Origin of the sequence: Geothrix paludis, from assembly GCF_022808815.1 — a bacterium.
Classification (GTDB): Bacteria; Acidobacteriota; Holophagae; order Holophagales; family Holophagaceae; genus Geothrix; species Geothrix paludis.
This window is the reverse complement of sequence record NZ_JAKZLC010000001.1, coordinates 168,338-192,546: the sequence shown is the minus strand read 5'-3', so window position 1 is coordinate 192,546 and position 24,209 is coordinate 168,338. Positions and strand designations below refer to the sequence as shown.

General features: G+C 67.8%; 18 protein-coding genes. 6 read left to right on the top strand and 12 right to left on the bottom strand.

Annotated elements, in window-relative coordinates; genetic code table 11:
* The first annotated feature begins 17 nt into the window (after positions 1-17).
* Positions 18-3,278, top strand: coding sequence for a S41 family peptidase (locus MLE64_RS00885; protein ID WP_243314792.1), 3,261 nt, complete (start codon positions 18-20; stop codon positions 3,276-3,278).
* Positions 3,279-3,317: 39 nt separating this feature from the next.
* Here the strand turns inward: MLE64_RS00885 and purD are convergent, their stop codons facing one another.
* A complete protein-coding gene (gene purD, locus MLE64_RS00880; protein WP_243314790.1) occupies positions 3,318-4,622 on the bottom strand; it encodes a phosphoribosylamine--glycine ligase in 1,305 nt (434 codons plus the stop codon).
* 220 nt (positions 4,623-4,842) lie between these two features.
* Between purD and MLE64_RS00875 the strand changes: the two genes are divergently transcribed.
* Complete coding sequence (locus MLE64_RS00875) at positions 4,843-5,412, top strand: hypothetical protein (RefSeq protein WP_243314788.1); 570 nt, start codon at positions 4,843-4,845, stop codon at positions 5,410-5,412.
* A 49-nt stretch (positions 5,413-5,461) separates the two neighbouring features.
* Here MLE64_RS00875 and MLE64_RS00870 read toward each other — a convergent pair whose 3' ends face one another.
* Both MLE64_RS00870 and MLE64_RS00865 read right to left on the bottom strand, forming a co-directional pair.
* Entirely contained in the window at positions 5,462-6,214 is a 753-nt protein-coding gene (locus MLE64_RS00870; protein WP_243314786.1) for a LytR/AlgR family response regulator transcription factor, read from the bottom strand.
* Positions 6,211-7,290 carry a sensor histidine kinase gene (locus tag MLE64_RS00865; RefSeq protein WP_243314782.1) on the bottom strand — a complete coding sequence of 360 codons (1,080 nt, stop codon included), beginning with the start codon at positions 7,288-7,290 and terminating at the stop codon, positions 6,211-6,213. Before MLE64_RS00865 ends, MLE64_RS00870 begins: the two co-directional genes overlap by 4 nt.
* Positions 7,291-7,444: 154 nt before the next feature.
* Between MLE64_RS00865 and tpx the strand changes: the two genes are divergently transcribed.
* Positions 7,445-7,990, top strand: coding sequence for a thiol peroxidase (tpx, locus tag MLE64_RS00860; RefSeq protein WP_243314780.1), 546 nt, complete (start codon positions 7,445-7,447; stop codon positions 7,988-7,990).
* A gap of 140 nt (positions 7,991-8,130) precedes the next feature.
* On the opposite strand, the gene MLE64_RS00855 is transcribed toward tpx, so the two are convergent.
* The 6 genes from MLE64_RS00855 to polA form a co-directional block, all read right to left on the bottom strand.
* Positions 8,131-8,622, bottom strand: a complete 492-nt coding sequence (locus MLE64_RS00855; RefSeq protein ID WP_243314778.1) for a 3-isopropylmalate dehydratase small subunit — start codon at positions 8,620-8,622, stop codon at positions 8,131-8,133.
* A 3-nt stretch (positions 8,623-8,625) separates the two neighbouring features.
* A complete protein-coding gene (locus MLE64_RS00850) occupies positions 8,626-9,906 on the bottom strand; it encodes a 3-isopropylmalate dehydratase large subunit (RefSeq protein ID WP_243314776.1) in 1,281 nt (426 codons plus the stop codon).
* A gap of 16 nt (positions 9,907-9,922) precedes the next feature.
* Complete coding sequence (locus MLE64_RS00845; RefSeq protein WP_243314774.1) at positions 9,923-11,122, bottom strand: CaiB/BaiF CoA transferase family protein; 1,200 nt, start codon at positions 11,120-11,122, stop codon at positions 9,923-9,925.
* Positions 11,119-12,027 (bottom strand): hydroxymethylglutaryl-CoA lyase, encoded by a 909-nt coding sequence (locus MLE64_RS00840; protein ID WP_243314771.1) that lies wholly within the window; start codon positions 12,025-12,027, stop codon positions 11,119-11,121. The genes MLE64_RS00845 and MLE64_RS00840 overlap by 4 nt, the downstream gene beginning before the upstream one ends.
* Positions 12,028-12,135: 108 nt before the next feature.
* Positions 12,136-13,254, bottom strand: a complete 1,119-nt coding sequence (locus MLE64_RS00835) for an isocitrate/isopropylmalate dehydrogenase family protein (protein ID WP_243314769.1) — start codon at positions 13,252-13,254, stop codon at positions 12,136-12,138.
* A gap of 155 nt (positions 13,255-13,409) precedes the next feature.
* On the bottom strand, positions 13,410-16,208 hold the full coding sequence (gene polA / locus MLE64_RS00830) for a DNA polymerase I (RefSeq protein ID WP_243314767.1): 2,799 nt from the start codon (positions 16,206-16,208) through the stop codon (positions 13,410-13,412).
* Positions 16,209-16,676: 468 nt separating this feature from the next.
* Between polA and MLE64_RS00825 the strand changes: the two genes are divergently transcribed.
* Together MLE64_RS00825 and MLE64_RS00820 are read left to right on the top strand one after the other, a co-directional pair.
* Positions 16,677-17,330 (top strand): TetR/AcrR family transcriptional regulator, encoded by a 654-nt coding sequence (locus MLE64_RS00825; RefSeq protein WP_243314765.1) that lies wholly within the window; start codon positions 16,677-16,679, stop codon positions 17,328-17,330.
* Between the two features lie 7 nt (positions 17,331-17,337).
* Complete coding sequence (locus MLE64_RS00820; protein WP_243314763.1) at positions 17,338-18,288, top strand: alpha/beta hydrolase; 951 nt, start codon at positions 17,338-17,340, stop codon at positions 18,286-18,288.
* Positions 18,289-18,324: 36 nt separating this feature from the next.
* On the opposite strand, the gene MLE64_RS00815 is transcribed toward MLE64_RS00820, so the two are convergent.
* The 3 genes from MLE64_RS00815 to ispH all read right to left on the bottom strand — a co-directional run bounded on the left by MLE64_RS00815 (position 18,325) and on the right by ispH (position 21,291).
* A complete protein-coding gene (locus MLE64_RS00815) occupies positions 18,325-19,149 on the bottom strand; it encodes an SDR family NAD(P)-dependent oxidoreductase (RefSeq protein WP_243314760.1) in 825 nt (274 codons plus the stop codon).
* Between the two features lie 75 nt (positions 19,150-19,224).
* A complete protein-coding gene (locus tag MLE64_RS00810) occupies positions 19,225-19,506 on the bottom strand; it encodes a hypothetical protein (protein WP_243314753.1) in 282 nt (93 codons plus the stop codon).
* Positions 19,507-19,569: 63 nt separating this feature from the next.
* Entirely contained in the window at positions 19,570-21,291 is a 1,722-nt protein-coding gene (gene ispH / locus MLE64_RS15920; RefSeq protein ID WP_243314750.1) for a 4-hydroxy-3-methylbut-2-enyl diphosphate reductase, read from the bottom strand.
* A gap of 142 nt (positions 21,292-21,433) precedes the next feature.
* Here ispH and ppc point away from each other — a divergent pair, with 142 nt between their 5' ends.
* A complete protein-coding gene (ppc, locus tag MLE64_RS00800; RefSeq protein WP_243314749.1) occupies positions 21,434-24,193 on the top strand; it encodes a phosphoenolpyruvate carboxylase in 2,760 nt (919 codons plus the stop codon).
* Positions 24,194-24,209 lie beyond the last annotated feature (16 nt).

Here is a 24,209-nt window from a genome sequence, read left to right as displayed (position 1 = left end):
TCCGGAGAACCCAGCGCATGCGCTTCCTGACGTTCCTCCTGCCCCTCCTCCTGGCGGCCTCCGCGCCGGCCCAGGACCATCCTCTCTGGCTGAGGTACCCAGCCATCTCCCCGGACGGGAAGACCGTGGTGTTCTCCTACCAGGGGGACCTCTACCGCGTCCCCGCCGCCGGGGGCACGGCCACGCCGCTGACGGTGGGTGGATCTTACAGCTTCCAGCCGGTCTGGAGCCACGACGGCCGCTGGATCGCTTTCGCCTCGGACCGCAGCGGCAATTTCGATGTCTACGTGATGCCCAGCGAGGGAGGCGAGGCCCGGCGGCTCACCTACCACTCCGCGCCGGACCTGCCCTTCGCCTTCACGCCCGACGACCAGGAGATCCTGTTCACCTCCTCCCGGGAACACACGGCCGCCAGCCGCCAGTTCCCGGGCCGGCTCTTCCCGGAGACCTACCTGGTGTCCCGGGCCACCGGCCAGACCCGCCTGCTCTCGGACATCCCCATGGAGAGCGCGGCCTATGCGCCGGACGGAGGCCGGATCCTCTACCAGGACGTGAAGGGCTACGAGGACAAGTACCGGAAGCACCACACCTCCTCCGTCACCCGGGACCTCTGGAGCTATCAGCCCGCCTCCGGGGCCTTCGCCAAGCTCACCAGCTTCCCCGGCGAGGACCGGAACCCCGTCTTCGGCTCTAGCGCCGACACCTACTTCTACCTCAGCGAGCAGGAGGGCTCCTTCAACGTGTTCCGGGGCTCCGTGGCCCATCCCGGTCCCGGCGTGGCGCTCACGCATTTCGCCAAGCACCCCGTGCGCTTCCTCAGCGCGGCCAAGGACGACACGCTCTGCTTCACCTATGACGGCGAGATCTGGATCCAGGCCCCGGGCGCCCAGCCCCGCAAGTTGGAGGTGGCCGTCCGCGTGGATGGACGGGCCGCCCAGGAGAAGGTCCTGCCCGTGAACGGGGCCATGACCGAGATGAAGGTCTCCCCCAACGGCAAGGAGCTTGCCTTCATCGTCCGCGGGGAGATCTTCGTCACCTCGGCGGACGGCAAGGTCACCCGGCGCATCACCAACACTCCCGGACAGGAGCGCAGCGTGAGCTTCAGCCCCGATGGCCGGACCCTGCTGTACGCCGCCGAGCGCGGCGGGAGCTGGGACCTCTACACCCGGCGCATCGTGCGGCCCGACGAGCCCTACTTCTACGCCTCGACCCAGCTGGAGGAGAAGGCCATCCTGGCCACTCCCGCCGAGGAGTTCCAGCCGCAGTTCTCGCCGGACGGCACCGAGGTCGCCTACCTGGAGGAACGCACGGCCCTCAAGGTCCTCAACCTCGCCAGCGGCAAGACCCGCACCCTGCTGCCCGCCGGGAAGAACTACTCCTATTCCGACGGCGACCAGTCCTTCGCCTGGTCCCCGGACGGCAAGTGGCTGGCCTTCGCCATGAGCACTGGGCTGGGGTGGGTCCGCGACATCGGCCTGGTGGCGACCGACGGCACCGGGCCCATCCACAACCTGACCCACAGCGGCTTCGAGGATGAAGGCCCGCGCTTCTCCCCCGACGGCACGATGATCTACTGGTCCTCCGGCCGTGAGGGCAACCGGGCTCTGTCCCAGCAGGGCGTCACCGAGGACATCCATGGCCTGTTCCTCACCCAGAAGGCCTGGGACCGCTACCAGCTGTCGAAGGAGGACTTCGCCCTCGTGAAGGAGCGCGAGGACAAGGAGAAGGAGAAGGAGAAGGAGAAGGAGAAGGAGAAGGCCAAGGACAAGGACAAGGACAAGGAAGGCGGCGCCAAGGACAAGCCCAAGGTCGAGCCGGTGGCCATCGAGTGGAGCGGCCTGGATGACCGCCGGGCGAGGCTGTCGCCGAACACCGCCGAGCTCGCGGACGCGGAGGTCGCCAAGGGCATGGACAAGATGTTCTACCTGGCGAAGTTCGAGAAGGGCTACGACCTCTGGTCTGTGGACCTCCGGACCCGCGAGACGAAGCTGGTCACGAAGCTCGGCTTCCAGCGGGGCGGCATGGAGGCCACCGCCGATGGCAAGTCCATCTTCGTGCTGGCGGACGGCAAGCTGCTGAGGGTGGATGTCGAATCCGGCAAGCGGGAGGACCTGCCCGTGGCCACGGAGCTGGTGCTCCACCCTGCCGGAGAGCGCGCCTACATCTTCGACCACGCCTGGCGGCAGGTGGAGAAGAAGTTCTACGTAACGGACCTCCACGGCGTGGACTGGGCCTTCTACCGGGATGCCTACCGCCGCTTCCTCCCCTTCATCCAGAACAACTACGACTTCCAGGAGCTGCTGAGCGAGATGCTGGGCGAGCTGAACGCCTCCCATACCGGCGGGCGCTACAACCCGCCCCAGGTAAACACGGACGCCTCGGCCGCCCTGGGCCTCTTCTTCGAGCCGACGGCCAAGGGGCTCAAGGTGACTGAAGTGCTCAAGGGCGGGCCCTTGGACAAGGCCACCTCCAAGGCGCGACCCGGCCATGTGCTCACGGCCATCGACGGCGTCGCCCTCGCCTCATCCGAAGACCTGGGGCGCCTCCTCAACCGCCGGGCGGGCCAGCCGACCCTCCTCAGCTTCCTGGATCCCGCCGCCTCCACCCGCTGGGACGAGGCCGTGAAGCCCATCACCCCGATGCAGGAGGGCGAGCTGCTCTACCGCCGGTGGGTGGATCGCAACCGGGCCGAAGTGGAGCGGCTGTCCAAGGGGCGCCTCGGGTACGTCCATGTGCGGGCCATGAACGACCCCAGCATGCGCACGGTCATCGACGAGGTGCTGGGCCGCCACCTGGACAAGGAGGCCCTGGTGGTGGACACCCGCTACAACGGCGGGGGCAACATCCACGAGCAGCTCTCGGATTTCCTCAGCGGGAAGAAGTACTTCGACGTGATCCCCCGGGGCCAGGCCTACGGCCATGAGCCGCTACTCAAGTGGGTTAAGCCCTCCATCGTGCTCATGAGCGAAGGCAACTACTCCGATGCCCACCTCTTCCCCGTGGCCTACAAGCTGAAGGGCCTGGGCCGCACCGTGGGCATGCCCGTGCCGGGCACGGGCACCTTCGTGTGGTGGGAGCCCCAGATCGATCCCACGCTGGTGTTCGGCATCCCCCAGGGTGGCTGGCGCACCCCGGATGGGAAGTTCTGCGAGAACAACCAGCTGGAGCCCGATCTGCCTGTGGCCGACGAGCCCGCCCTGCTCACCAGCGGCCGGGACCAGCAGCTCGAGGCGGCTGTCACCAGCCTGCTCAGCGACCTGGACACCAAGCGGAAGTGAAGGCCTCCGGGCCCGGGTTCCCCACCCGGGCCCGGCGCCTCACCAGTGGTCCTGCACCGTCTTCCCGTCGCGGGCGTGGTGCAGGGCCCGCAGGCCGATATCCCGCCGCAGCTGCATGCCCGGCCACTGGACCTCGGGCAGGGCCGCCGCGATGGCGGCCCTCGCCGCCGCCAGGTCCGGCGCGGAGGTGGCCAGGTTCAGCACGCGGCCCCCATTCGTCATCCACCGGCCGCCCTCCTTGCGCGTTCCGGCGTGGATCACCGTGACGCTGGGCGTTCCCAGGGCGATGGGCACCCCCTTCCTGGCCCGTTCCGGATAGCCCTCGGCCGCAAGCACCACCGTGATGGCCGTGTGCGGCTTTACCTTCAGGTCGCGGCTGGCCAGGCGCCCCTCGGCCACCTCCAGCAGCAGGGCCGGCAGATCCTCATCCAGCAGCTGCATGAGCACCTGGGTTTCCGGATCCCCGAAGCGGACGTTGTATTCCAGCAGCTTGGGGCCCGCTGCCGTCCACATGACACCCAGGAACAGCACGCCCCGGGCCCGGAGGCCATCCTCCCGCAGACCGCGGAGGGTGGGTTCGACGAGCTCGAGGCGCATCCGCTCGATGTCCTCCGGCCGGAGGAAGGGAATGGGCCCGAAGGCGCCCATCCCGCCGGTGTTGGGGCCATGGTCGCCCTCGAAGATGCGCTTGTGGTCCTGGCAGGCGGGCAGCATGGCGTAGGCCGCGTGGCTCGCGTCCACGTCCACCAGCACGTGCAGGGAGAGTTCCATGCCGTGCAGGGGTTCCTCGAAGACCACGGTGCGGCTGGCATCCCCGAACTGGCCCTCCAGGAAGGCCCGGAAGGTCTCGAGCGCCTCGGCCTCGCTGTGGGCCAGCACCACACCCTTCCCCGCGGCCAGGCCATCGGCCTTGAGGACGATGGGATAGCCGTAGGACCAGCCCCGGATCAGGGCGACGCCTTCGGCCAGGTCGGTCAAGGTCTCGCTGGCTGCGCAGGGAATGCCATGGCGCTGCATGAAGGCCTTGGCGAAGGCCTTGCTGCCCTCCAGGCGGGCCGTGGCGGCGTCGTGTCCGAACACGGGGATGCCCAGGGACCGCACCAGATCGGCCACTCCGGCCACCAGGGGCAGCTCGGGACCGACCACCACCAGGTCCGGCCGGTTCGCGGAACACCAGGCGGCCACGGCGGCCGGAGAGGCCAGGTCAAGTGCCACGCAGGTCCCCAGTTCCGCAAGGGCATCGCTGCCCGGCGCGGAGACCAGTTCCACCGGGGTGGCCGAAGCCTTGAGCTTCAGCGCCAGCGCGTGTTCCCGTCCGCCCGAGCCCAGGAGCAGGATTTTCATGGGTGCCTCCGAACCCCAAGTATCGCCCGGAGCAGGGCCGGACCCACCCCCGGAAAGAAACCCCTCACCCCCATCTGGGCCTGTTCGTCCCAGATCCATGGCCTGAGCTGAGACGGCCGCTCATGTTTGGCGGCGTTCACCCCGCCCGTCTGACACCGTTCGGGCTCCCTTCCACCCGTCGCGGGGATCCGTCCCCGACCGCCTTTCTTCCGGAGGCATCATGAACCGCATTTCCGCATCCCTCGTGGTGGCCGCGGCGGCCCTCGTCGGCCTGGCGCTCCAGGCCGAGGACTTCCGCCCGTTGATGAAGACCACCCAGGCCACCTGGCCCGCCAAGCAGCACATCGGCGTGATCTGCGACTACCCGGCCAGCCAGGACGCGGTGCTGGCCCTGGCCCGGGCGGCCGGCGAAGGCGCCTTCATCACCGTGGTGGACGCGCGCAGTTGGGACAAGGCCGTCCCCGCCGCCCATCTCATCGCGAATCACCATGCGGACTACCTGGTGCTGCTGCCCGGGGACCGGATGTTCCGGGATGGTTCCATCGGCGCCACGCAGGCCATCTCCCAGCTCGGGAGGCGAGGCGTACCCGCCATCGCCACCACTCCCGTGGCCCTGAAGCAGGGGGCCGTCTTCAGCGTGGGTGACGGCACCAACGGCGAGCTGCTTGTGACGGACCGCCTCATCGGAACCGTGGACGTCATCCTGCCCAGCCGCACCATGACCGAAAAGGGCGCGCTGGTGCTTCGCGAGGCGGGCATGGCCACCGTCACGGTCCTCGCCCCGGAGTGACCCGCCCCTGCATGCAGGAAGGCCCGGCTCAGCGCCGGGCCTTCCTGTGTCAGAGCCACTCGCCGAACTGGTCCCGGTAGGTCCGGCTGAGGGTCAGGCGGGTGCCGTCGCGCATGATCACCAGGTGGTCCCCTCCGCTCCAGGGCTGGAACTCCCGGATGCAGTCGAGGTTCACGATGGCGGAGCGGTGGATCCGCCGGAACCGGGCGGGGTCGAGCCTTGCAAGGAGACCCGCCATGGTCTGCCGGACCAGATGCGAGGTGCCTTCGACATGAAGACGGACGTAGTTGTCCTCCGCCTCGATCCATTGCACGGCGTCCGTCCTCACCAGAACGTGGCGGTCCCCCTGCCGGACCAGGAGGCGATCCGCCCAGGGCCGATCCCGGCGCAGGCCGGCCATGAGGGCCTCCAGATCCTGCCCCTTCTCGCGGGTGGAGGACCGGCACCAGCGCCGCGCGCGCTCCAGGGCATGGTGGAAGCGCTCGGGCGAAAAGGGCTTCAGCAGGTAGTCCACGGCATGGACCTCGAAGGCCCGGAGGGCGTGCTGATCGTAGGCCGTGATGAAGAGGGTGGGCGGCATGCGATCCGCGCCCATGGCCTCCACCACCCCGAAGCCATCCAGCTCGGGCATCTGGATGTCCATGAACACCAGGTCCGGGGCCAGCTCCTCGATGGCCTTCACCGCCTCCAGGCCGTTGGCGCACTCCCCGACCACTTCGATGTCCGTGGACCGGCGGAGCAGATGGCGGATGCGCTGCCGGGCCAGCGTCTCGTCATCCACCACCAGGGCCCGGAGATTCATGACACGCCCCCGACGGCATCCCCGAGGGGCAGCCGGAGCGCCACCAGGGTGCCGCGCCCGGGCACACCGAGGATGTCCAGGTGATACAGCCCCTTGTAGATCAATCCCAGGCGGGCCCGGACATTGCTCAGGCCCACCCCTTCCCGGCCCGGTGAGTAGCCCGTGCCGTCATCCCGGACTTCCAGCACGAGGCATTCGGAATCCCGCGAGGCCCGCAGCCCGAGCGTGCCGCCCTGCTGCCGGTCGGAAAGGCCGTGCTTGAGGGCGTTCTCCACCAGGGGCTGGAGGATGAAGCTGGGCACCCGCAGGTTCTGCACCGTGGAGGGGGCATCCACTTCGACCCGGAGGCGGCCCTGGAATCGGACCTGCTCGATGGAGAGATAGGCCTGGATGAAGGCCAGTTCCTTCCACAGCGGCACCATCTGGTCCGGCGGCGCCTCCAGGGTCATCCGGAGGAAGTCCCCCAGGCGGCTGATCATGTCGTCCGCCCCCTCGGGGTTCGTATGGACCAGGGCGGAGATGGAGTTGAGCGTGTTGAAGAGGAAGTGAGGCTGGAGCTGCATGCACAGGGCCTGGTTCCGGGCCTCGGCGAACCGGGCCTCCAGTTTGGCGGCCTCGATCTCGCGGATCTGGTACTTCCGGTAGATCCGAAGTCCGTGGAAGGCCGCCACCACCGCCCACATGAAGAGCAGGTTCGTGTGGAAGTAGGCCCGGTAGAACCGGGGCAGCCCCTTCCGGACCGTCGCGAGATCCAGGTGCCTCCCGCCTCCTTCCATGGCCAGGGAGATCAGGTAGGCCAGGAACAGCCCGAGGGTGGCCGCCAGGACGCTGGCCAGCAGGTGCAGGCCCCAGGTGCGCCACTGGCTCCACGCGAAGGACTCGATGGGCTTCCGGTCCGCCAACCGGATGAGGAGGAGACCCAGCAGGCCCCAGGCCCCGTTCTGGAGGAGGTTCATCCCCAGCAGCCGCAGGACCGGCGCGGCGGGATACATGGCCATGTCCCAGGTGGTCATGTACAGGCCCATCAGGCCCCAGATGCTCCAGTACCAGCGCCACTTGCCGAGCGTGGGTTCCATGATCCAAGACTAAGAACGCGAAGCAGTTTCCGCCAGGAAAGGTGGGGCGAGCCGAGGCATATCAGGGGCGAGCCCGGCTCGGGGCCCCCGCCCGGTCAAGAAATCGTGCCGGAATTCTCCATTGGGAGTAGCATGTGCGCGCCGGGAGGTCCCCATGGCCACGATCACCCTGAACGGCACCCCCACCCATACCTGCGGCGAGCTGCCCGCAGTCGGCTCCCCCACCCCTGCGTTCGCCCTCACCCGCACGGATCTGCGCGACACCACGAGTGTGGATCTGGAGGGAAAGCGCGTCCTGCTGAGCATCTTTCCCAGCCTGGACACGCCGACCTGCGCGGAGAGCGTCCGCAAGTTCAATGCCCTGACGCAGGATCTGAGCGACACGGTGCTGCTGTGCGTCTCCATGGACCTGCCCTTCGCGCAGGACCTCTTCTGCGGCTCCCGGGGGTTGGAGCGGGCGCACCCGATGTCCGCCTTCCGCCACCCCGAGTTCGGGGCCCAGTTCGGGGTCACCCTCATCGACGGGCCCATGCGCGGCCTCCTGGCCCGGGCCGTGGTGGCGCTGGACGAGAACGGCACGGTGATCCACACGGAGCTGGTGCGGGAGCTCACGAAGGAGCCTGACTACGAGCTGGCCGTCCATGCCATCCGGAGCCACCACCATCCGTGTCCCGAGGATGCACTGGAGACTTCGGAATAGGCGCAGCGGCGACCGGAAAAGACCTCCATGAAGGACACGAATGCGCCCTGCAGGCGCGGGAAGGGCACGAAGCGAGGCCGGCCGCCCCTTCTTCGTGCCCTTACCTCTACCTTCGTGCCCTTCGTGGAGTCCTTGCCGGGTCAGGCCCTGGCCATCAGCCGGGCGCGCGTGTACGGAATGAGCCCGCCGGCGTCCATGATGCCCTTGCGGGCCGCGGGAAGCTTCACCTGGTCGAAGGCCTTGCCGGTGGTCCTGTTGAGCACCTGGTCCGCGGTGATCTCCAGCTCATCGCCCTCGGTGGCTTCGATGCCGGGGCAGATCACCACCTGGAGCCCCAGGTTGATGCTGTTCTGGAGGAAGATGCGGGCGATGCTGCGGGCCACCACGGCCACGTCGTGGCCCTTCAGCGTGGAGCAGGCCTGCTCGCGGCTGGAGCCACACCCGAAGTTCTCGCCGCCCACGATGATGGAGCCCGGCGCGAAGGCCTTCGCCTTGAGCTGCGCGTTGAACTCCGTGCGGTCGAAGAAGGCGAACTGGGGCGTCTCCGAGGGCAGCACCGTGGCCATGAAGCGGCCGGGGTAGATGTCGTCGGTGCTGATGTCGTTGCCGAGCGCGATGATGACCTTGGACATGGATCAGCCCTTTCTCGGATCGGTGATGACGCCGGTGATGGCGGAGGCGGCGGCCACTGCGGGGCTGCAGAGGTAGACCTCGCCAGTGGGGTTGCCCATGCGGCCCTTGAAGTTGCGGTTGGTGGTGCTGAGGGCCACCTCGTGGTCGCCCAGGGCGCCTTCGTGGACGCCCAGGCAGGGCCCGCAGCCGGAGTTCATGACCACGGCGCCGGCCTTCATCAGGTCGTGGACGATACCCTTGTCCAGGGCCTTCGCGAAGATCTTGCTGGAGGCGGGAAACACCAGCATGCGGGTGCCCTCGGCGACCTTCTTGCCGCGCAGGATGGCGGCGGCGGCCTCCAGGTCGTCCAGACGGCCGTTGGTGCAGCTGCCGATGACGATCTGCTGGACCTTCGTGCCCGCCACCTGATCCACGGGCTTCACGTGGTCCACCATGTGGGGGCAGGCGATCTGGGGCGCCAAGGTGGAGACGTCGATCTCTACGGTCTGGCAGTAGTCGGCATCCGCATCCGGGGCCACGCAGGGGATGGCCTCCGTGACGCCGGCCTCCTCCCGCAGGTACCGCAGGGTCTCCGCGTCCCCGGGGACGATGCCGGAAGTGGCGCCCGCCTCCACGCTCATGTTGCAGATGGCCAGGCGGCCGCTGGTGCTCATCTTCCGGATGGTCTCGCCGTGGAACTCCAGCACCTTGTAGTTGGCGCCCTGGGCGGTGAGCTTCCCGATGAGGTGGAGGATCAAGTCCTTGGGCCCCACCATGGGCGGAAACTCGCCCTTCACCACCACCTTGATGGTGGCCGGCACCTCGATGTTGACGGCGATCCCCAGGCTCCACACGGAGGCCATCTCCGTGGCGCCGATGCCGAAGCTGAAGGCGCCCAGGGCCCCGTGACTGGTGGTGTGGGAGTCAGTGCCCACCACCACGTAGCCTGGCCGGACATAGCCGTACTCAGGGAGGATCTGGTGGCAGATGCCGCCCACATCGCCGCGAACGTCGTGGAACTTGGTGATGCCGTGCTCGGCCACGAAGCCGCGGATCTTTTTCTGGTTGGTGGCGGTCTTCGGGGACTCCGCTGGCACCCGGTGGTCGAAGATGATGGCGATCCGCGACGGATCCCAGATCTTCGGCGCCAGGCCCGTGCCCTGGAAGACTTCAAGAAACTGGTTGATCACCAGCGCCGCGTTCTCGTGGGACATGGCGAGGTCCACCTTGGGCTCGACCACATCCCCGACCTTCACGGACGGCAGACCCGCCGCACGGGCCAGGATTTTTTCGACGACAGTCATGCCCATAAATGCCTCCTCAGATCACAGCCTTGGATTTCAGTTCCGCCAGTTCGGATTCGCCCAACCCCAGGCCACCGTAGATCTCCGCGTTGTGCTCGCCCAGTGCGGGAGGCGGCGTGTCCACGGAACCAGGCGTCTTCTCGAACAGTGCGGTCAGTCCGAACACCTCGATCTCACCGACGCCTTCGGCCCGCACCTTCTGGAGCACGCCGCGATGCGCGATCTGCGGCTGCCGCAGGGCCGCTTCCAGCCCCAGGATCTCCCCGCTCGGAACATCCTTCGCATTCAGTTCCCTGACCCAGAAACTGGTAGGTTTCTGGGTCAGCCGGGCCTCCAAAAGCGGAGTCAATTCCCGGCGGTTCTTCTTGCGGGTATCCCGCTCCTGGAAGCGGGGGTCCGTCTTCAGGTCCGGAACCCCCAGCACCTCGCAGACGGCCTCCCACTGCTCCTGCTTGTTGGCGGCGATGTTGATGTGGCCGTCCTGGGTGCAGAAAGTGCCGCTGGGTGCGGCCGTGAAGTTGTCGTTGCCCATGAGCACGGGCTGCTCGCCGCCGATGAGGAGATTGGCCGCCACCCAGCCCATGAGGGGCATGATGCTGTCCAGCAGCGCGATGTCGATGGCCTGCCCCTGCCCCGTGCGCTCCCGGTGGAAGAGGGCCGCCATGACGGCGAAGGCTGCGTTCAGGCCGCCGACGGTATCGCAGACGGGGAAACCCGTGCGCAGGGGGCTCAGCCGCTCGTCCCCGTTCACGGCCATCTCGCCTGAGAGGCCCTGGATGATCTGGTCGTAGGCGGGCTTGAGGGCGTCCGGCCCGGTCTGGCCGAAGCCGGAGATGGCGCAGTAGATGAGGCGCGGGTTGATCTCGGCGAGCGCCTTGTAGCCGATGCCCAGCCGGTCCATGACGCCGGGCCGGAAGTTCTCCACCACCACGTCCGCGTCCTTCACCAGGCGGCGGAACAGCTCCTTGCCCTCCGGAGACTTCGTGTTCAGCGTGATGGACTTCTTGTTGCAGTTCTGGGCCAGGAAGCTGGTGCCCATGAGCTTCTTGTTCAGGTTGGGCACGATGCCCAGCTTGCGCGCCAGGTCACCATCCTTGGGATTCTCCACCTTGATGACCTCGGCGCCGAGGAGGGCCATGTGGAGCGTGGTGAAGGGACCGGAGAGGACGTTGGTGAGGTCCAGGACCTTGATGCCCTCGAGAATCTTCCTGCTCATGCCGTCACCTTCGCTGCGATGGGGCCAGTCTTGTAGACACACCCGGGAAGCTCGCGGCCGAGGTGCCGCGCGACGTCCCGGCTGACGCCCACGAGGGCTGCCAGGTCGATGTCCGTGCGCTGCCCGGTCCGCTGGAGGCCGTGCACCAAGTCCTCCGTGGCCACGTTGCCCGCCGCCACCTTGGTGAAGGGGCAGCCGCCGAGGCCGCCGAAGCTGGTCTCGATGGCCCGCGCGCCCGCCTCCATGGCCGCGTAAACGCTGGCCATGCCCAGGCCGTAGGTGTTGTGGATGTGGGCCGTGACTTCCGCGGCCGGGTCGAGCTCCAGCACCTTCCGCACATAGCGTCGGACCTGGTCCGGGTGTGAATGCCCCGCCGTGTCCGCGAGGCTGATGGCGCTGAGCCCGGCCTCCAGGTAGGCGGCCACGATGCCCAGCACGCGCTCCTCCGGGATGGGCCCTTCGAAGCCGCAGCCGAAGGCGCTCTGAACGCTCACTTGGACCTTCCGGCCAGCCTGCTTGGCCGCCAAGGCCGTGGTGATGATGCGCCGCTGGGCCTCCTCCGTGCCCATGCCGGTGTTCTTCCGGCTGTGGGTCTCCGAGGCGGAGACACCCATGCAGATGAGCGAAACGCCCACCTCCAGGGCCCGCTCCAGCCCTTTCTCGTTGAGCACCAGGCCGGACAGCAGGGCCCGGTGGGATTCCTTCGCGAGGAGGCGGAACAGGTCATCGGTGTCCGCCATCTGGGGCACCTTGTCGCCCCGCACGAAGGAACCTACCTGCACGATGTCCACGCCCGAATCCGCCACCCGGCGGATCCAGTCAAGCTTCAGCTCCGTCGGCACCACGGCGGCTTCGACCTGCAGGCCGTCGCGGGGACCGACTTCATGGATGAGGATCTGGTTCACTGAAAACCTCAAGATTTGTCCACAGATTCCACAGATTTCGCAGATTAAGAACCTAGATGGCCACGCTTTCCTTCTGTGTGAATCTGTGAAATCTGTGGATAAAAATCCTTAGAGCTTCCGTGCAATCGCTTCGCCCATATCGAGGGTGGAGGCCTTGCCGCCCATGTCGTAGGTGCGGACCTGGCCTTCGGCGATGACGGCGGCCACGGCCTTCTCCAGCCGCGTGCCCTTCTCCGTCTCGCCCAGCCAGTCGAGCATCATCTTGGCGGCCAGGATGGTGGCGATGGGGTTCACCTTGTACTGACCGGCGTACTTGGGCGCGCTGCCATGGCTGGGCTCGAAGACCGCCAGCTTCTCGCCGATGTTGCCGGAGCAGCCGAAGCCCAGGCCGCCCACCATCTGGGCCGCCAGGTCGCTCACGATGTCGCCGAAGAGATTCGTGGCCACCATGACGCCGTAGTTCTTCGGGTTCTTCAGCATCCACATGGTGATGGCGTCCACGTTGGCGTCGTCCATGGCGATGCCCGGGTATTCCTTGGCGATGCGCTTGCCGGTCTCCAGGAACATGCCCTCGGTGGCGCGCACCACGTTGGCCTTGTGGATGACCGTCACCTTGGGATAGTTGAACGCCTTCGCGTACTCGAAGGCGGCGCGGATGATACGGTCGCAGCCCTTCTTCGTGTTGACCTTGCAGGTGATGGCGAACTCGTCGCCCGGCAGTTCCGCGAAGTGGCCGAAGGGCTTGCTCAGCTTCTTCAGCGTGGCCTTCAGCTCATCCGGAACGGGGCTGAACTCCACGCCGGAATAGAGATCCTCCGTGTTTTCGCGGAAGATCACCATGTCGATGCCGTCCTGGTAGTTCAGGGGGTTGCCCGGGTAGGCCTTGCAGGGGCGCAGGCAGGTGTAGAGGTCGAACATCTGGCGCATACGGACGATGGGGCTGCGGTAGACAAGCCCCTTGCCCTTGAGCTCGGGCACCAGCTCTGCTTCGGCATCCTTCACCGGCTTCGAGGTGATGGCGCCGAACATGGCGGCGTGACTGTGCTTCAGCAGGTCGATGGTGCGCTGGGGGAAGGATTCGCCTTCCTTGCACCAGAACTCCCAGCCGATGTCGCCGTGGGTGTAGGTGGCGTCGAACTTCAGGGCATCGAGGCAGATCTTCGCGGCCTCCATGACTTCCACGCCCACACCATCACCGGGCAACCACGCGATGTTGAACTGGCTCATGATCAGGCTCCTTCGCAAGGGGTCTGCGGGTGCGGCACAGGCTGCGCCGGAAACGCCCAATCATGACCTCCCCGTTAACTTCGGGCCCGGGCGGCCATCACAAATCCCTCCGAAAACGTGCGTTTCGGCTCTCTGGACCTACAGATCGTCAAAAACTACTTGGCGGCCAGCCAGCTGTCACCGGTCCGGACCTCCGCCGCCAGCTTCACGCCCAGGGGGCCCAGGTCGTCCGCCCCTTCCATGGCTTCCTTCAGCAGGGCCGAGGCCCGCTCCACCTCCTCGGGCGGCGCCTCCAGGAGCAGCTCGTCGTGGACCTGGAGCAGCAGGCGCGCTCGAAGGCCCGAGGCCTTCAGGCTTCGGTGCAGACGCACCATGGCCCGGCGCATGAGGTCGGCAGCGGTGCCCTGGACGATGGTGTTCACGGCCTCGCGCAGGCCCTGGGCCTGGAACTGCTTGTTGGGGCTCTCCAGCTCGGGGATGCGGCGGATGCGGCCCCAGTGGGTGCGCACCAGGCCCTCCGCCAGGGCGCGCTCCTTGGCATGCTCGATCCAGGCCGCCACCTTCGGCATCCGCTCGAAGTAGCGCTCGATGAAGGCCTTGGCCTCCTTCTGGCTGACGCCTATGTTGGCGGCGAGGGCGAAGGCCCCCTGGCCGTAGAGCAGGCCGAAGTTGACAGCCTTGGAGGCGCTGCGCTGGTCCGCGGTGACCTGGTCCATGGGCACACCGAAGACCTCGGAGGCCGTGCGCCGGTGGATGTCCTCGCCGGCTTCGAATGCGCCCAGCAGCACCGGATCCTCGGCCAGGGCCGCCACCACGCGCAGCTCGATCTGGCTGTAGTCCGCGTCCAGCAGCACCCAGCCGGGTTCGGGCACGAAGGCGCCCCGGATGAGCCGTCCCTCCTCCGTGCGGACGGGGATGTTCTGGAGGTTGGGATCGCTGGAGGCCAGCCGCCCCGAGGCCACGGCCGCCTGGTGCAGGCGCGTGTGAACCCGGCCCGTGACGGGATTCACCATCTGGGGCAGCGCCTCCACGTAGGTGCCCAGCAGCTTCACCATCTGCCGGTGGCGCAGGAGCTCCCGTGCGATTTCGGCGCCCTGCTTCTCCGCCAGTTCCTGCAGCACGTCCTCGTCCGTGCTGGGGGCCTTGGTCTTGCCGGTGTACTTCACGGGCTGGAAGCCAAGCTTACCGAACAGGACGTTTCCCAGCTGCGTGGGGCTGTTGAGGTTGAAGGGCTCGCCAGCGAGCTCGATCACGCGGGTTTGCGCTCGTTCGCGCTCAGCGCGCATGCGCGCGCCGAGCTGGGAAAGAACGTCAAGATCCAGCCGGACGCCATGACCTTCGAGGGCGGCGAGGACATCCACCAGGGGCAGGTCCACCTCCTCGTAGAGCCGCTTCAGACGGTCGTCCGTGAGCCGCTCCCGCAGCTTGTCGCAGAGTTGGAGGGCCAGATCCGCGTCCTCGGCGGCGTACTGCACGGCGTGTTCGAACACGGCCTCGTCGAATCGCTTCTGCGCCTTGCCTTTCCCCACCACCTCCTCGAAGGCGATGGGCTTCACGTCCAGGTGGCGCACGGAGAGGTCGTCGAGGTTGTGGCGCACACCGCTATCCAGCAGGAAGCTCAGCACCATGCTGTCGTCCGCCAGCCCGGCCACCGGCAGGCCGTGGCGGGCCAGCACCTGGAGGTCGTACTTGAGGTTCTGGCCACACTTGCCCACGGCGGAATCCGCGAACAGCGGGGCCAGCACGCGCCGGGCCTCCGCGAAGGGCACATTCCGGGGGTCGAGGTGGGGCGCCAGTTCGGCGAAGAAGGCTGCCGCATCGCCCCGCAGGTCCAGCAGTGCGTCGGGCAGGCCCGAGTCCGGCAGCAGCCCCGGCAGAGAGCCCTCCGTATCCGCCGTGGCCGGCTTCAGGTGGGCCAGCGGCATGTAGAGGCCCTCGTTGGCCGCCCAGGCCAGGCTGAGGCCCACGATGTGCCCCCGCGTGGGATCGACGCTGGTGGTCTCCGTGTCGAGGCCGAACCGGCCCGCGGCGCGGCATGCGGCTACGGCGGCTTCCAGATCCGCCACGGTGGCCGCGGCCCGGTAGGTCCGGGCGCTGCCCGCCTCCCGGGCGCTCTGCGTGAACTCCTTGGTGAGGGTCTGGAAGCCGAGGGCCTTGAAGGTCTCCCGGGCTCTGGCCTCGTCCACGCCGGAGTAGACGAGATCCTTCGGGTGCAGGGGCAGGTCGAGATCCGTCACCACCGTGACCAGGCGCTTCGTGAGGTCCAGCCACTCGGCAGCTGCATCCAGCCCCTCCCGCTGCTTGGGCTTGAGGTCGGCCTTGGCGGCGATCACGCCGTCCAGGCTGCCGTGCTTCTCCAGCAGCAGGGCCGCGCCCTTCTCGCCAATGCCGGGCACGCCCTTTACATTGTCCGAGGCGTCGCCCACCAGGCTGAGGAAGTCCACCACCTGCTCGGGCCACACGCCCATGCGGGCCTTCACGCCCTCGCGGTCGTGCCAGATCTCGCCGTCCTTGGTGTTCAGCACCTGGATCTTCAGGCTGTCGTCCACCAGCTGGAGCAGGTCCTTGTCGGGGCTCACGATGACCGCGGGCAGACCGTGGGCAGCGGATTCCCGGGCCAGGGTGCCCATGACGTCGTCGGCCTCGTAGCCGGACAGCTCCACGATGGGGATGGAGAGCGCCTCCACCAGCTGGCGGATCATGGGGATCTGGGGCCGCAGATCCTCGGGCATCTCCGCCCGGTTGGCCTTGTACTCGGGGTAGATCTCGTGCCGGAATGTGGGGCCCGGCATGTCGAACACGCAGGCGATGTGCGTGGGCTGGTGCTTCTCCAGCAGTTGGAGAACCAGCCGCGTGAAGGTGTAGGCGGCGCCATTCTTCAGCCGCGGATTGGCGAAGTACGCCCTAAAAATGAAGGCGAAGGTGTCGATCAGGTAAAGGCGATCTTCACCCATGAACCACCTCCATGCCGAACGGCGAGGTCTCGCGTATCCGCGCAGCGGATACCGAGAAGATGAAAGCGAAGGTGTCGATCAGGTAAAGGCGATCTTCACCCATGAACCACCTCCATGCCGAACGGCGAGGTCTCGCGTATCCGGGCAGCGGATACCGAGAAGATGAAAGCGAAGGTGTCGATCAGGTAAAGGCGATCTTCACCCATGAACCACCTCCATGCCGAACGGCGAGGTCTCGCGTATCCGGGCAGCGGATACCGAGAAGATGAAGGCGAAGGCGTCGATCAGATACAGGCAGTCTTCGGTCATACCCTCAGTGTCTCAGAATCCCGCTGCAGGAAGGTCCAATGGGTGGTCCCGATGGATCCCTCCAGGCTCAGCCCCGGCTGAGCCTTCTGGTGGTTTTCCGCAACCAACTTGACAGCACGAACGATCGTTCTATTTTTATTGAATCGATCTGGAGTACTTATGCCCAGCACGGCCTCGAAGCCCCTCCTCCCCCTTCCGGCCGGCAAGGGCGCCCTCACCCGGCAGGCCATCCTTCAGGAAGCCATGGACCTGGCTTCCGTGAATGGCCTGGAGGGGCTCACCATCGGCTCCCTCGCCGAGGCCACGGGCCTGAGCAAGAGCGGACTCTTCGCCCATTTCGGCTCCAAGGAGGAACTCCAGCTGGCCACGGTGCAGGCGGCTCGAGGCGTCTTCCAGGACCAGGTCTTCGCGCCGGCGCTCAAGACCCCCCGGGGGCTGAGGCGCCTCTGCGCCATCCTCGCCGCCTGGCTGGACTACGCCGAGCGCGAGATGTTCCGCGGCGGCTGTTTCTTCGCCTCCGTGTCAGTGGAATTCGACAGCCGTCCGGGCCCCGTCAAGGATCTGGTGGCGGCCACCATGGGCCTCTGGCGCGACAGCCTCGCCCGTCTGGTGGGCGACGCCAAGGATGCCGGAGAACTTTCCCGCGCGGCCGACCCTGAGCAGCTGGCCTTCGAGTTCGTGGCCCTGGCCCTGGGCGCCAACGGAGCCTTCCAGCTCCACCGCGACCACCGCAGCTTCACCATGGCCCGCCGCGCCATCAAGGAGCGGCTCAGGGTCTTCACCCCGCCTGGCACGCGGCTTCCCGCCCTGTGAGACCACCATGACCCGCCATAGCCCTTCCGACCTCCGCATCAAGGCCCTGCGACTGGGTTTCCAGACCCTTCGAGCCCTGTCCATCGACCTCGCCCACCGGGGTGCCGAGCACCTGTTCTCCAGGCCCCGCCGCCACCGGGAGCCCGAGTCGGAACGATGCGCCCGGCAGCGGGGCCGAGTGTTCCACTTCAGGTCCAAAGGCCTTCGATTGAGGGGCCATGCATGGGGCGAGGGACCGGCCATCCTCTGTCTCCATGGCTGGGAGGGCCGCGGCACGCAGTTCCAGTCCTTCATCGAGCCCCTGGCGAAGGCAGGATTCTCCATCCTCACCTTCGACCAGCCGGGTCACGGCGGCTCCCAGGGACGGAGGAGCGGCCCCCTGCAATGGGCTGAGGCGACGCGCGACCTGGTGGCCCAGGTCGGCCCCATCCACGGCCTGGTGGCCCATTCGTTGGGCGCCGCAGGAGCCGCCATCGCCATGGACCACGGGCTTCAGGCGCCGCGGGTGGTCTTCCTCGCGCCGCCGGCCAGACCCGATCCCTACTACGACCGGGTCCTGTCCCTGCTCGGTTTTCCCGAGGCCGAACATCCGGCAGCCTTCCAGGCCTACGCCAGGCGCAGCGGGCTTCCCCCCGAGCGCATCCGTCTTCTGAGTCTCGCCTCCCGCCTGTCTGCGCCACTGCTGGTGATCCATGACCGCGGCGACCGCGAGGTTCCCTGGTCGGATGGGGAGGCCATCGCCTCGGCCTGGCCCTCCGCCACCCTCCTCACCACCGAGGGCCTGGGCCACCAGCGGATCCTGAGGGACACGACGGTCATCAAGCAGACCGTCGCCTTTCTTCAGCGGGCCGAAGCCTCTCATCCCCTGCCCTTTCCCCTGCCCTTTCATGGGGAGGGCCTCCGCAGTCTGGAGTGGCATCTCTTCCATCGCGAACTGCGGGGGGACGGGTGGACCTGAAGGTCGAGAACCTCGATATCCACCATTACCCGCAGATCAGCCCACCCGGTAGACCCGGCGCAGGAGGCCCTCCCACCAGGCCGCTGGCAGGAGGGCCTTCAGCTTGCCCGCCCAGAAGGCGTCCCGGCCGATGACCACGCGCCGCGGGGGGCGCTCGGCCACTAGGGCCTTCAGGATCTTCCGGGCGCAGTGTTCCGCGTCCATGGCGAAGCGCTCGCCCTGGTGTTTCCGCGTCGCGAGGTAGCGGGCGAGGATGGCCTCGTAGCGGGTGCCCCGGGCCCGCTCGGGCAGGTCGCCCCATGCCTTCGTCAAGGTTTCGCGGAACTCTGTCCGAATGGCGCCCGGTTCCACCAGCACCACGGCCACCTCCTCACCGATCTCCAGCCTCAGGCTCTCCGCCAAGGCCACCACCGCGTGCTTGGAAGCGTTGTAGGGCCCCGCCAGGGGGATGGACAGGCGCCCCAGCATGGAGGCGACCTGGACGATCCGCGCACCGGACTCACGGCGCAGCAGGGGCAGGAATACCGTCGTCACCTGATGGAGGCCGATGACATTCGTTTCGAATTGCGCACGGAGTTCCCCCGCGCGTAGGAGTTCAAGCGGGCCCACCTGGCCGTAGCCGGCGTTGTTCACCAGCGCTTTCAGGTGCAAGTCGGCGCAGGCCGTCGCGGCTGCAGCGATGCTGGCTTCGTTGGTCACATCGAGCGGCACCACGCGCAGGTCCTCGCCCGGGGGAAGGTCCGCCAGCGTCTCCACCCGCCGCGCCGTGGCCACCACGCCCCAGCCCGCCTCGCGGCAGAGCGGCACCAGGGCCCGCCCGATGCCCGTCGAACATCCCGTGATGAGAACCCAGTGACGCATCTGTTCATCTTTCCATATGCCTGCAAAACGGGGCGCCGTGGGCGCCCCGTTTTGCAGATACCGCCTTCGGCGGGACTACTTCTTCTTCGCCGGAGCCTTGGCGGCGGCCTTCGCCTCGATCTTGGTGGCCACCTGCTTGTAGGTGACGGTCACCTTGTCGCCGACCTTGAGGGCCTCCTTGCCGGCGGTGCCGCCGTCGGTGTAGAAGCGCCAGGCCTCCTTGCCGAGGTCGAGGGTGAAGCTGTCGGGGGCCACTTCCTTCACGGTGCCGGTCTTCTGGTAGCTGGCGGCCGCGGCGGCCCAGCCGAGGGCGGCGCCGAGGATGGCCGTGGCCGAGAGGACGACAAGCGACTTCATGCGCATAGGGCTCTCCTTGAAAAGGTGCCCCAAGGCTAGCAGTCCCCCATGAAAGGGCAAGAACTACACGATGGCCAGCAGCCCCACCAGCCAGAAGCTCAGGTCCACGCTCAGCTCGAAGCGGTGCTTCCCCGCCGTGAAGCGCTCGTGGTAGAGCCACAGGTAGAGCACCGGATAGGCCGCGCAGGCCACCAGCACCAGGGCCACGGCCAGGGGATGCCCGTGCTGGCGGTTCTCGAAGGTGAGCCAGAGCGTGCCTGCCAGCAGCGTGCCGAGGAGGCCCACCAGCACCGCCTTGGTGACGGACTTGCCCATGAAGATGGGCAGGGTCTCCTTCCCCACGATCTGATCGTTCTGCATGTCCCGGATCTCGTAGATGACCGTCCGGACGAAGGTGAGCACCCCCACCAGGAAGATGGCCGCGAAGGCCCTCAGGTCCCAGACCCGTCCTTCCTGCCAGACCGGCATGATGACGGCCACCGTGGCCAGGGCCAGGGCCACCACCACATCCTTGGAGCCGGGAACCTTCCTGAGGCTGAGGATCCACCCGCCGACCTGGAAGCGCCGCTTGTAGCCCGCGCCCACCAACGAAGCGGCCGCCGCCACGGCCAGGGCCTTCAGCCCCAGGCTCGCCGCGAGCCCCAGGGTGAGCAGCAGCGCCACCACCCCCAGGGCCACGAGGGCCCTGCGGTTGCGCTCCAGGAACCGGGCCCGCGCCGGCCCCTTGGCGCCCAGGCCCAGGGGATCCAGGAAAGGCGTCAGCAGGTACATGGCCAACACGTAGGTTCCCGTCAGGAGCGGGTAGCGCCAGCCCATGCGCAGGTCCAGCCACTTGTGGACGCCGAGGGTCATGAGCGCGGCGCCCACCGCCATCAGCGAGGAGCTGCCGAAGGTCGCCTGGAGGAAGCTGCGCCAGCGGCTCGGGCCGTCCCCCAGTTGCTCCAGCACATCCACCACCTCGTCCACCAACCAGGTGGGAGTGGACGCGCCCGCCAGCACGCCCACGGTCTCGCGGCCCGTGAAGGCGCCCAGATCCAGTTCCACGGCCGTCTCCACGTACTGCACGGGCTTGCCGTAGTGGTGGGCCAGCTCGGCCAGGTGCTTGGTGTTGCTGGAGGTCTTGCCGCCCACGACGATGACGGCATCCACCGTGCGGGCCAGTTCCCGGGCCTCGTCCTGGCGCATCCAGGTGTCTTCGCAGATGGTGTTCTCGAAGACGGCATCCACCGCGCGGGTGCGCAGGTAGTCCGTGATGGCGTGGTAGTCCTTCACGGTGAAGGTGGTCTGGGCCACCACCAGGACCCTCTTCAGCTGCTCGTCCGTGAGCGCCTCCGCCTCGGCCATGCTCGAGACGATCACCGATCCGTTCTCCGCGAAGCTGCGGTGGGCCACGCTCTCCGCATGGCCGTGGCTGCCCAGGATCACCGTGAAGTAGCCCTTGGGGCTCCACTTCTTGATCTTGTGGTGCACCTTCGCCACTTCGGGACATGTGGCGTTCACGATCTTCAGCTCGCCCTTCTTCTGCCGCTCCTTCAGGCCACGCAGATCCTGGATGGGGATGCCGTGGGCCCGGATCACCACCGTGCCGTTCTGCACCTTCTCCGGCGCTTCGGCCACCCCCACGCCGCGCCGGCCGATGAGCTCCAGGGCCTGGGGGTTGTGGATGAGCGGGCCCAGGGTCTGCACGCTGCGGCCGTCGTTGCGCACGGAGGCCTCCAGCACGGCGTCCATGGCGCGCTTCACTCCCCAGCAGAACCCTGCGGTCTTGGCGACGATGACTTTCACGGGAGCCCCATAAACCTGACCGAGTTGGTCAAGATATTCATCATACCGCGAGTCGGGCGCCTGTCAGATGGGCCAGATGGGACCGTACCAATCGGCTACTCTGGCTCCACTCCGCCCGACTTCCGTTTCCAGGGATCCCCTCATGGATGTCACGCCCTCCGACAAGGACCTGCCCCTGAAGGAGGACATCCGCACCCTGGGACGCCTTCTGGGGGACACGGTGCGGGAGCAGGAGGGCGAGGAGGTCTTCCAGCTCATCGAGCGGATCCGGCAGAGTTCGGTGCGCTTCCGCCGAACTGGAGAATCAGGCACCGACGACGAGCTGAAGGCGATCCTGAAGCGCCTCAGCCCCAGCCACGCCATCCTGGTGGTCCGGGCCTTCAGCTACTTCTCGCAGCTTGCCAACCTGGCGGAGGATCAGCATCACATCCGGCGCTCCCGGGCCCACCACATGGAGGACGCCGCGCCCAGGCCCAGTTCCCTGGAGCATGCCCTGGACCGGGCCGCCGAGGCGGGGCTGGATGCGGCGGATCTGCGCGCCTTCTTCAGCGGGGCGCTGGTCCGGCCGGTGCTCACCGCCCATCCGACCGAAGTCCACCGCAAGAGCATCCTCAACGCCCACCTGGGCATCGCCCGGCTCCTGGATGAGCGGGACCGCCACACCTGGACGCCCAGGGAAGCGACCTTGCAGGACGAGCACCTGCAGCGACTGGTCCTGCTGCTGTGGCAGACCCGCATGCTGCGCCCCCAGCGCCCCGCGGTGGCCGATGAAGTCTCCAGTGCCCTTTCCACCTTCGACCATACGTTCCTGCGGGAGGTCCCGGCCCTCTATGCGGACCTGGAGGACCGCCTGGGGGAGGATCCCGCCTGGGGCGACACGGAGCTCCCGCCCTTCCTCCAGATCGGCAGCTGGATTGGCGGTGACCGGGATGGCAATCCGTTCGTGACGGCCGAGGTGCTCCAACAGACCCTGCGCACCCAGTCCCGCGTCATCCTCGAGCACCTGCTGCGGGAGACCCGGGCCCTCGCCGAGGAGCTTTCCCTGAGCCTGCAGGTGTCCAGCGCCTCCTCGGAGGTCCTGGACCTGGCGGAACGGTCCCCGGACCAGGCCCCCCGACACGCGGACGAAGCCTACCGGCGCGCCCTGTCCCTGATCTTCGACCGGCTGTCGGCCACCCACCGGAAGGAGGCGGCCCCGGAGACGGGCGCCGCGTCTGGCTCCCGGCCCTACGATTCCCCGGCCCAACTCAAGGCAGATCTGGACGCCCTGGACCACTCCCTGCGGACTCACGGCGGTCGCCGGCTGGCCCGGGGGCGCCTGCGTGAATTGCGACGGGCCGTGTCGGTCTTTGGCTTCCACCTCGCCCCACTCGACCTGCGGCAGAGTTCCGATGTCCACGAGCGGGTGGTGGCCGAGCTCCTGGAGGCGGTGCGCCCTGGCGCCCGGTACCTGGGCCTTGGCGAAGCGGAGCGGGTGGCCCTCCTGGCCTCTGAACTGGAAAGCCCCCGCCCTCTCGCCTCGCCCTACCTGGCCTACAGCCCGGAGACCCGGAGCGAGCTGGACGTGTTCCTGGCCGCCGCCGGAGCCCAGGGCCGCCTGGGGCTCGAGGCGCTCCCCAGCTGCATCGTCAGCCACACGGAAAGCCTCTCCGACCTCCTGGAAGCGGCGGTGATGCTGCGGGAGGGCGGGATCCTGCGCCCGGCGGAGGGCCGCCTGGACAGCAACCTCATCCCGCTCTTCGAGACCATCGAAGACCTCCAGCGCTGCGGCAGCATCCTGGATGGCCTGCTCGCCCTGCCCCTCTACCGGCGTCTGCTGGACAGCCGCGGGGGCGTGCAGGAGGTGATGCTGGGCTACTCGGACAGCAACAAGGACGGAGGCTTCCTCACCTCGCGCTGGGAGCTCTACAAGGCCGAGCTGCGTCTGGTGGAGGTGGCCGAACGGCACGGCATCCGCCTCCGGCTCTTCCACGGTCGGGGCGGTTCCGTGGGCCGGGGTGGCGGCCCCAGCTATGAGGCCATCCTGGCCCAGCCCCCCGGCGCCGTGCAGGGCCAGATCCGCCTCACCGAGCAGGGCGAGGTGATCGCCGCCAAGTACGGCCACCCGGCCGTGGGACGCCGGAACCTTGAAGTGCTGGTGGCCGCCACCCTGGAGGCGAGCCTTCCGGATGCCGATGGCTCCGGGCTGGATCCGCGGTTCGCGCAGGCCATGGATGAGCTCTCGGACGGGGCCTGCCGGGCCTACCGCGAGCTCATCTACGGCACCGAGGGTTTCGAGCGCTTCTTCTGGGAATCCACCCCCATCGCCGAGATCGCCCGGCTCAACATCGGATCCCGGCCCGCCAGCCGGAAGGCGAGCCGGGCCATCACCGACCTCCGGGCCATCCCCTGGGTCTTCAGCTGGAGCCAATGCCGCGTGATGCTGCCGGGGTGGTACGGATTCGGCGCGGCGATCTCGGCGTTCGAGCAGAAGCACGGAGAGGCGGGCCTAACCCTACTGAGGGAGATGCACGCCCGCTGGCCCACCTTCCGCAGCCTGCTTTCCAGCATGGACATGGTGCTGGCCAAGGTGGACCTTGGGATTGCGTCACGCTACGCGGCCCTGGTAGAGGACGCGCGGCTTCGGAACGGGATCTTCGAGCGCCTCCAGAAGGAATGCGAGGCCTCCATCCAGGCCCTGAAGGCCATCACCGGACAGGACCAGTTGCTGGAGGACAATCCCACCCTGAGGCGCTCCATCCAGCACCGCTTCCCCTACATCGACCCCCTGAACCACCTCCAGGTGGAGCTGCTGCGCCGCTACCGCGCGGGCGACCAGGCCCGCGGCAGCGACGACCTCACCGTGCGCAGCATCCTGCTCACCATCAACGGCATCGCCGCGGGTCTTCGGAACAGCGGGTGAAGCCGGGCCTCGATGA

Excerpts from the sequence above, each read along its gene's own strand:
- MLE64_RS00815 (WP_243314760.1), bottom strand. The coding sequence starts at position 19,149 with ATGCGTCACTGGGTTCTCATCACGGGATGTTCGACGGGCATCGGGCGG.
- MLE64_RS00865 (WP_243314782.1), bottom strand. The coding sequence starts at position 7,290 with ATGGAACCCACGCTCGGCAAGTGGCGCTGGTACTGGAGCATCTGGGGC.
- ppc (WP_243314749.1), top strand. The coding sequence starts at position 21,434 with ATGGATGTCACGCCCTCCGACAAGGACCTGCCCCTGAAGGAGGACATC.
- purD (WP_243314790.1), bottom strand. The coding sequence starts at position 4,622 with ATGAAAATCCTGCTCCTGGGCTCGGGCGGACGGGAACACGCGCTGGCG.
- MLE64_RS00825 (WP_243314765.1), top strand. The coding sequence starts at position 16,677 with ATGCCCAGCACGGCCTCGAAGCCCCTCCTCCCCCTTCCGGCCGGCAAG.
- tpx (WP_243314780.1), top strand. The coding sequence starts at position 7,445 with ATGGCCACGATCACCCTGAACGGCACCCCCACCCATACCTGCGGCGAG.
- MLE64_RS00885 (WP_243314792.1), top strand. The coding sequence starts at position 18 with ATGCGCTTCCTGACGTTCCTCCTGCCCCTCCTCCTGGCGGCCTCCGCG.
- MLE64_RS00820 (WP_243314763.1), top strand. The coding sequence starts at position 17,338 with ATGACCCGCCATAGCCCTTCCGACCTCCGCATCAAGGCCCTGCGACTG.
- MLE64_RS00835 (WP_243314769.1), bottom strand. The coding sequence starts at position 13,254 with ATGAGCCAGTTCAACATCGCGTGGTTGCCCGGTGATGGTGTGGGCGTG.
- MLE64_RS00850 (WP_243314776.1), bottom strand. The coding sequence starts at position 9,906 with ATGACTGTCGTCGAAAAAATCCTGGCCCGTGCGGCGGGTCTGCCGTCC.
- MLE64_RS00870 (WP_243314786.1), bottom strand. The coding sequence starts at position 6,214 with ATGAATCTCCGGGCCCTGGTGGTGGATGACGAGACGCTGGCCCGGCAG.
- MLE64_RS00845 (WP_243314774.1), bottom strand. The coding sequence starts at position 11,122 with ATGAGCAGGAAGATTCTCGAGGGCATCAAGGTCCTGGACCTCACCAAC.
- MLE64_RS00855 (WP_243314778.1), bottom strand. The coding sequence starts at position 8,622 with ATGTCCAAGGTCATCATCGCGCTCGGCAACGACATCAGCACCGACGAC.
- MLE64_RS00810 (WP_243314753.1), bottom strand. The coding sequence starts at position 19,506 with ATGAAGTCGCTTGTCGTCCTCTCGGCCACGGCCATCCTCGGCGCCGCC.
- MLE64_RS00875 (WP_243314788.1), top strand. The coding sequence starts at position 4,843 with ATGAACCGCATTTCCGCATCCCTCGTGGTGGCCGCGGCGGCCCTCGTC.
- polA (WP_243314767.1), bottom strand. The coding sequence starts at position 16,208 with ATGGGTGAAGATCGCCTTTACCTGATCGACACCTTCGCCTTCATTTTT.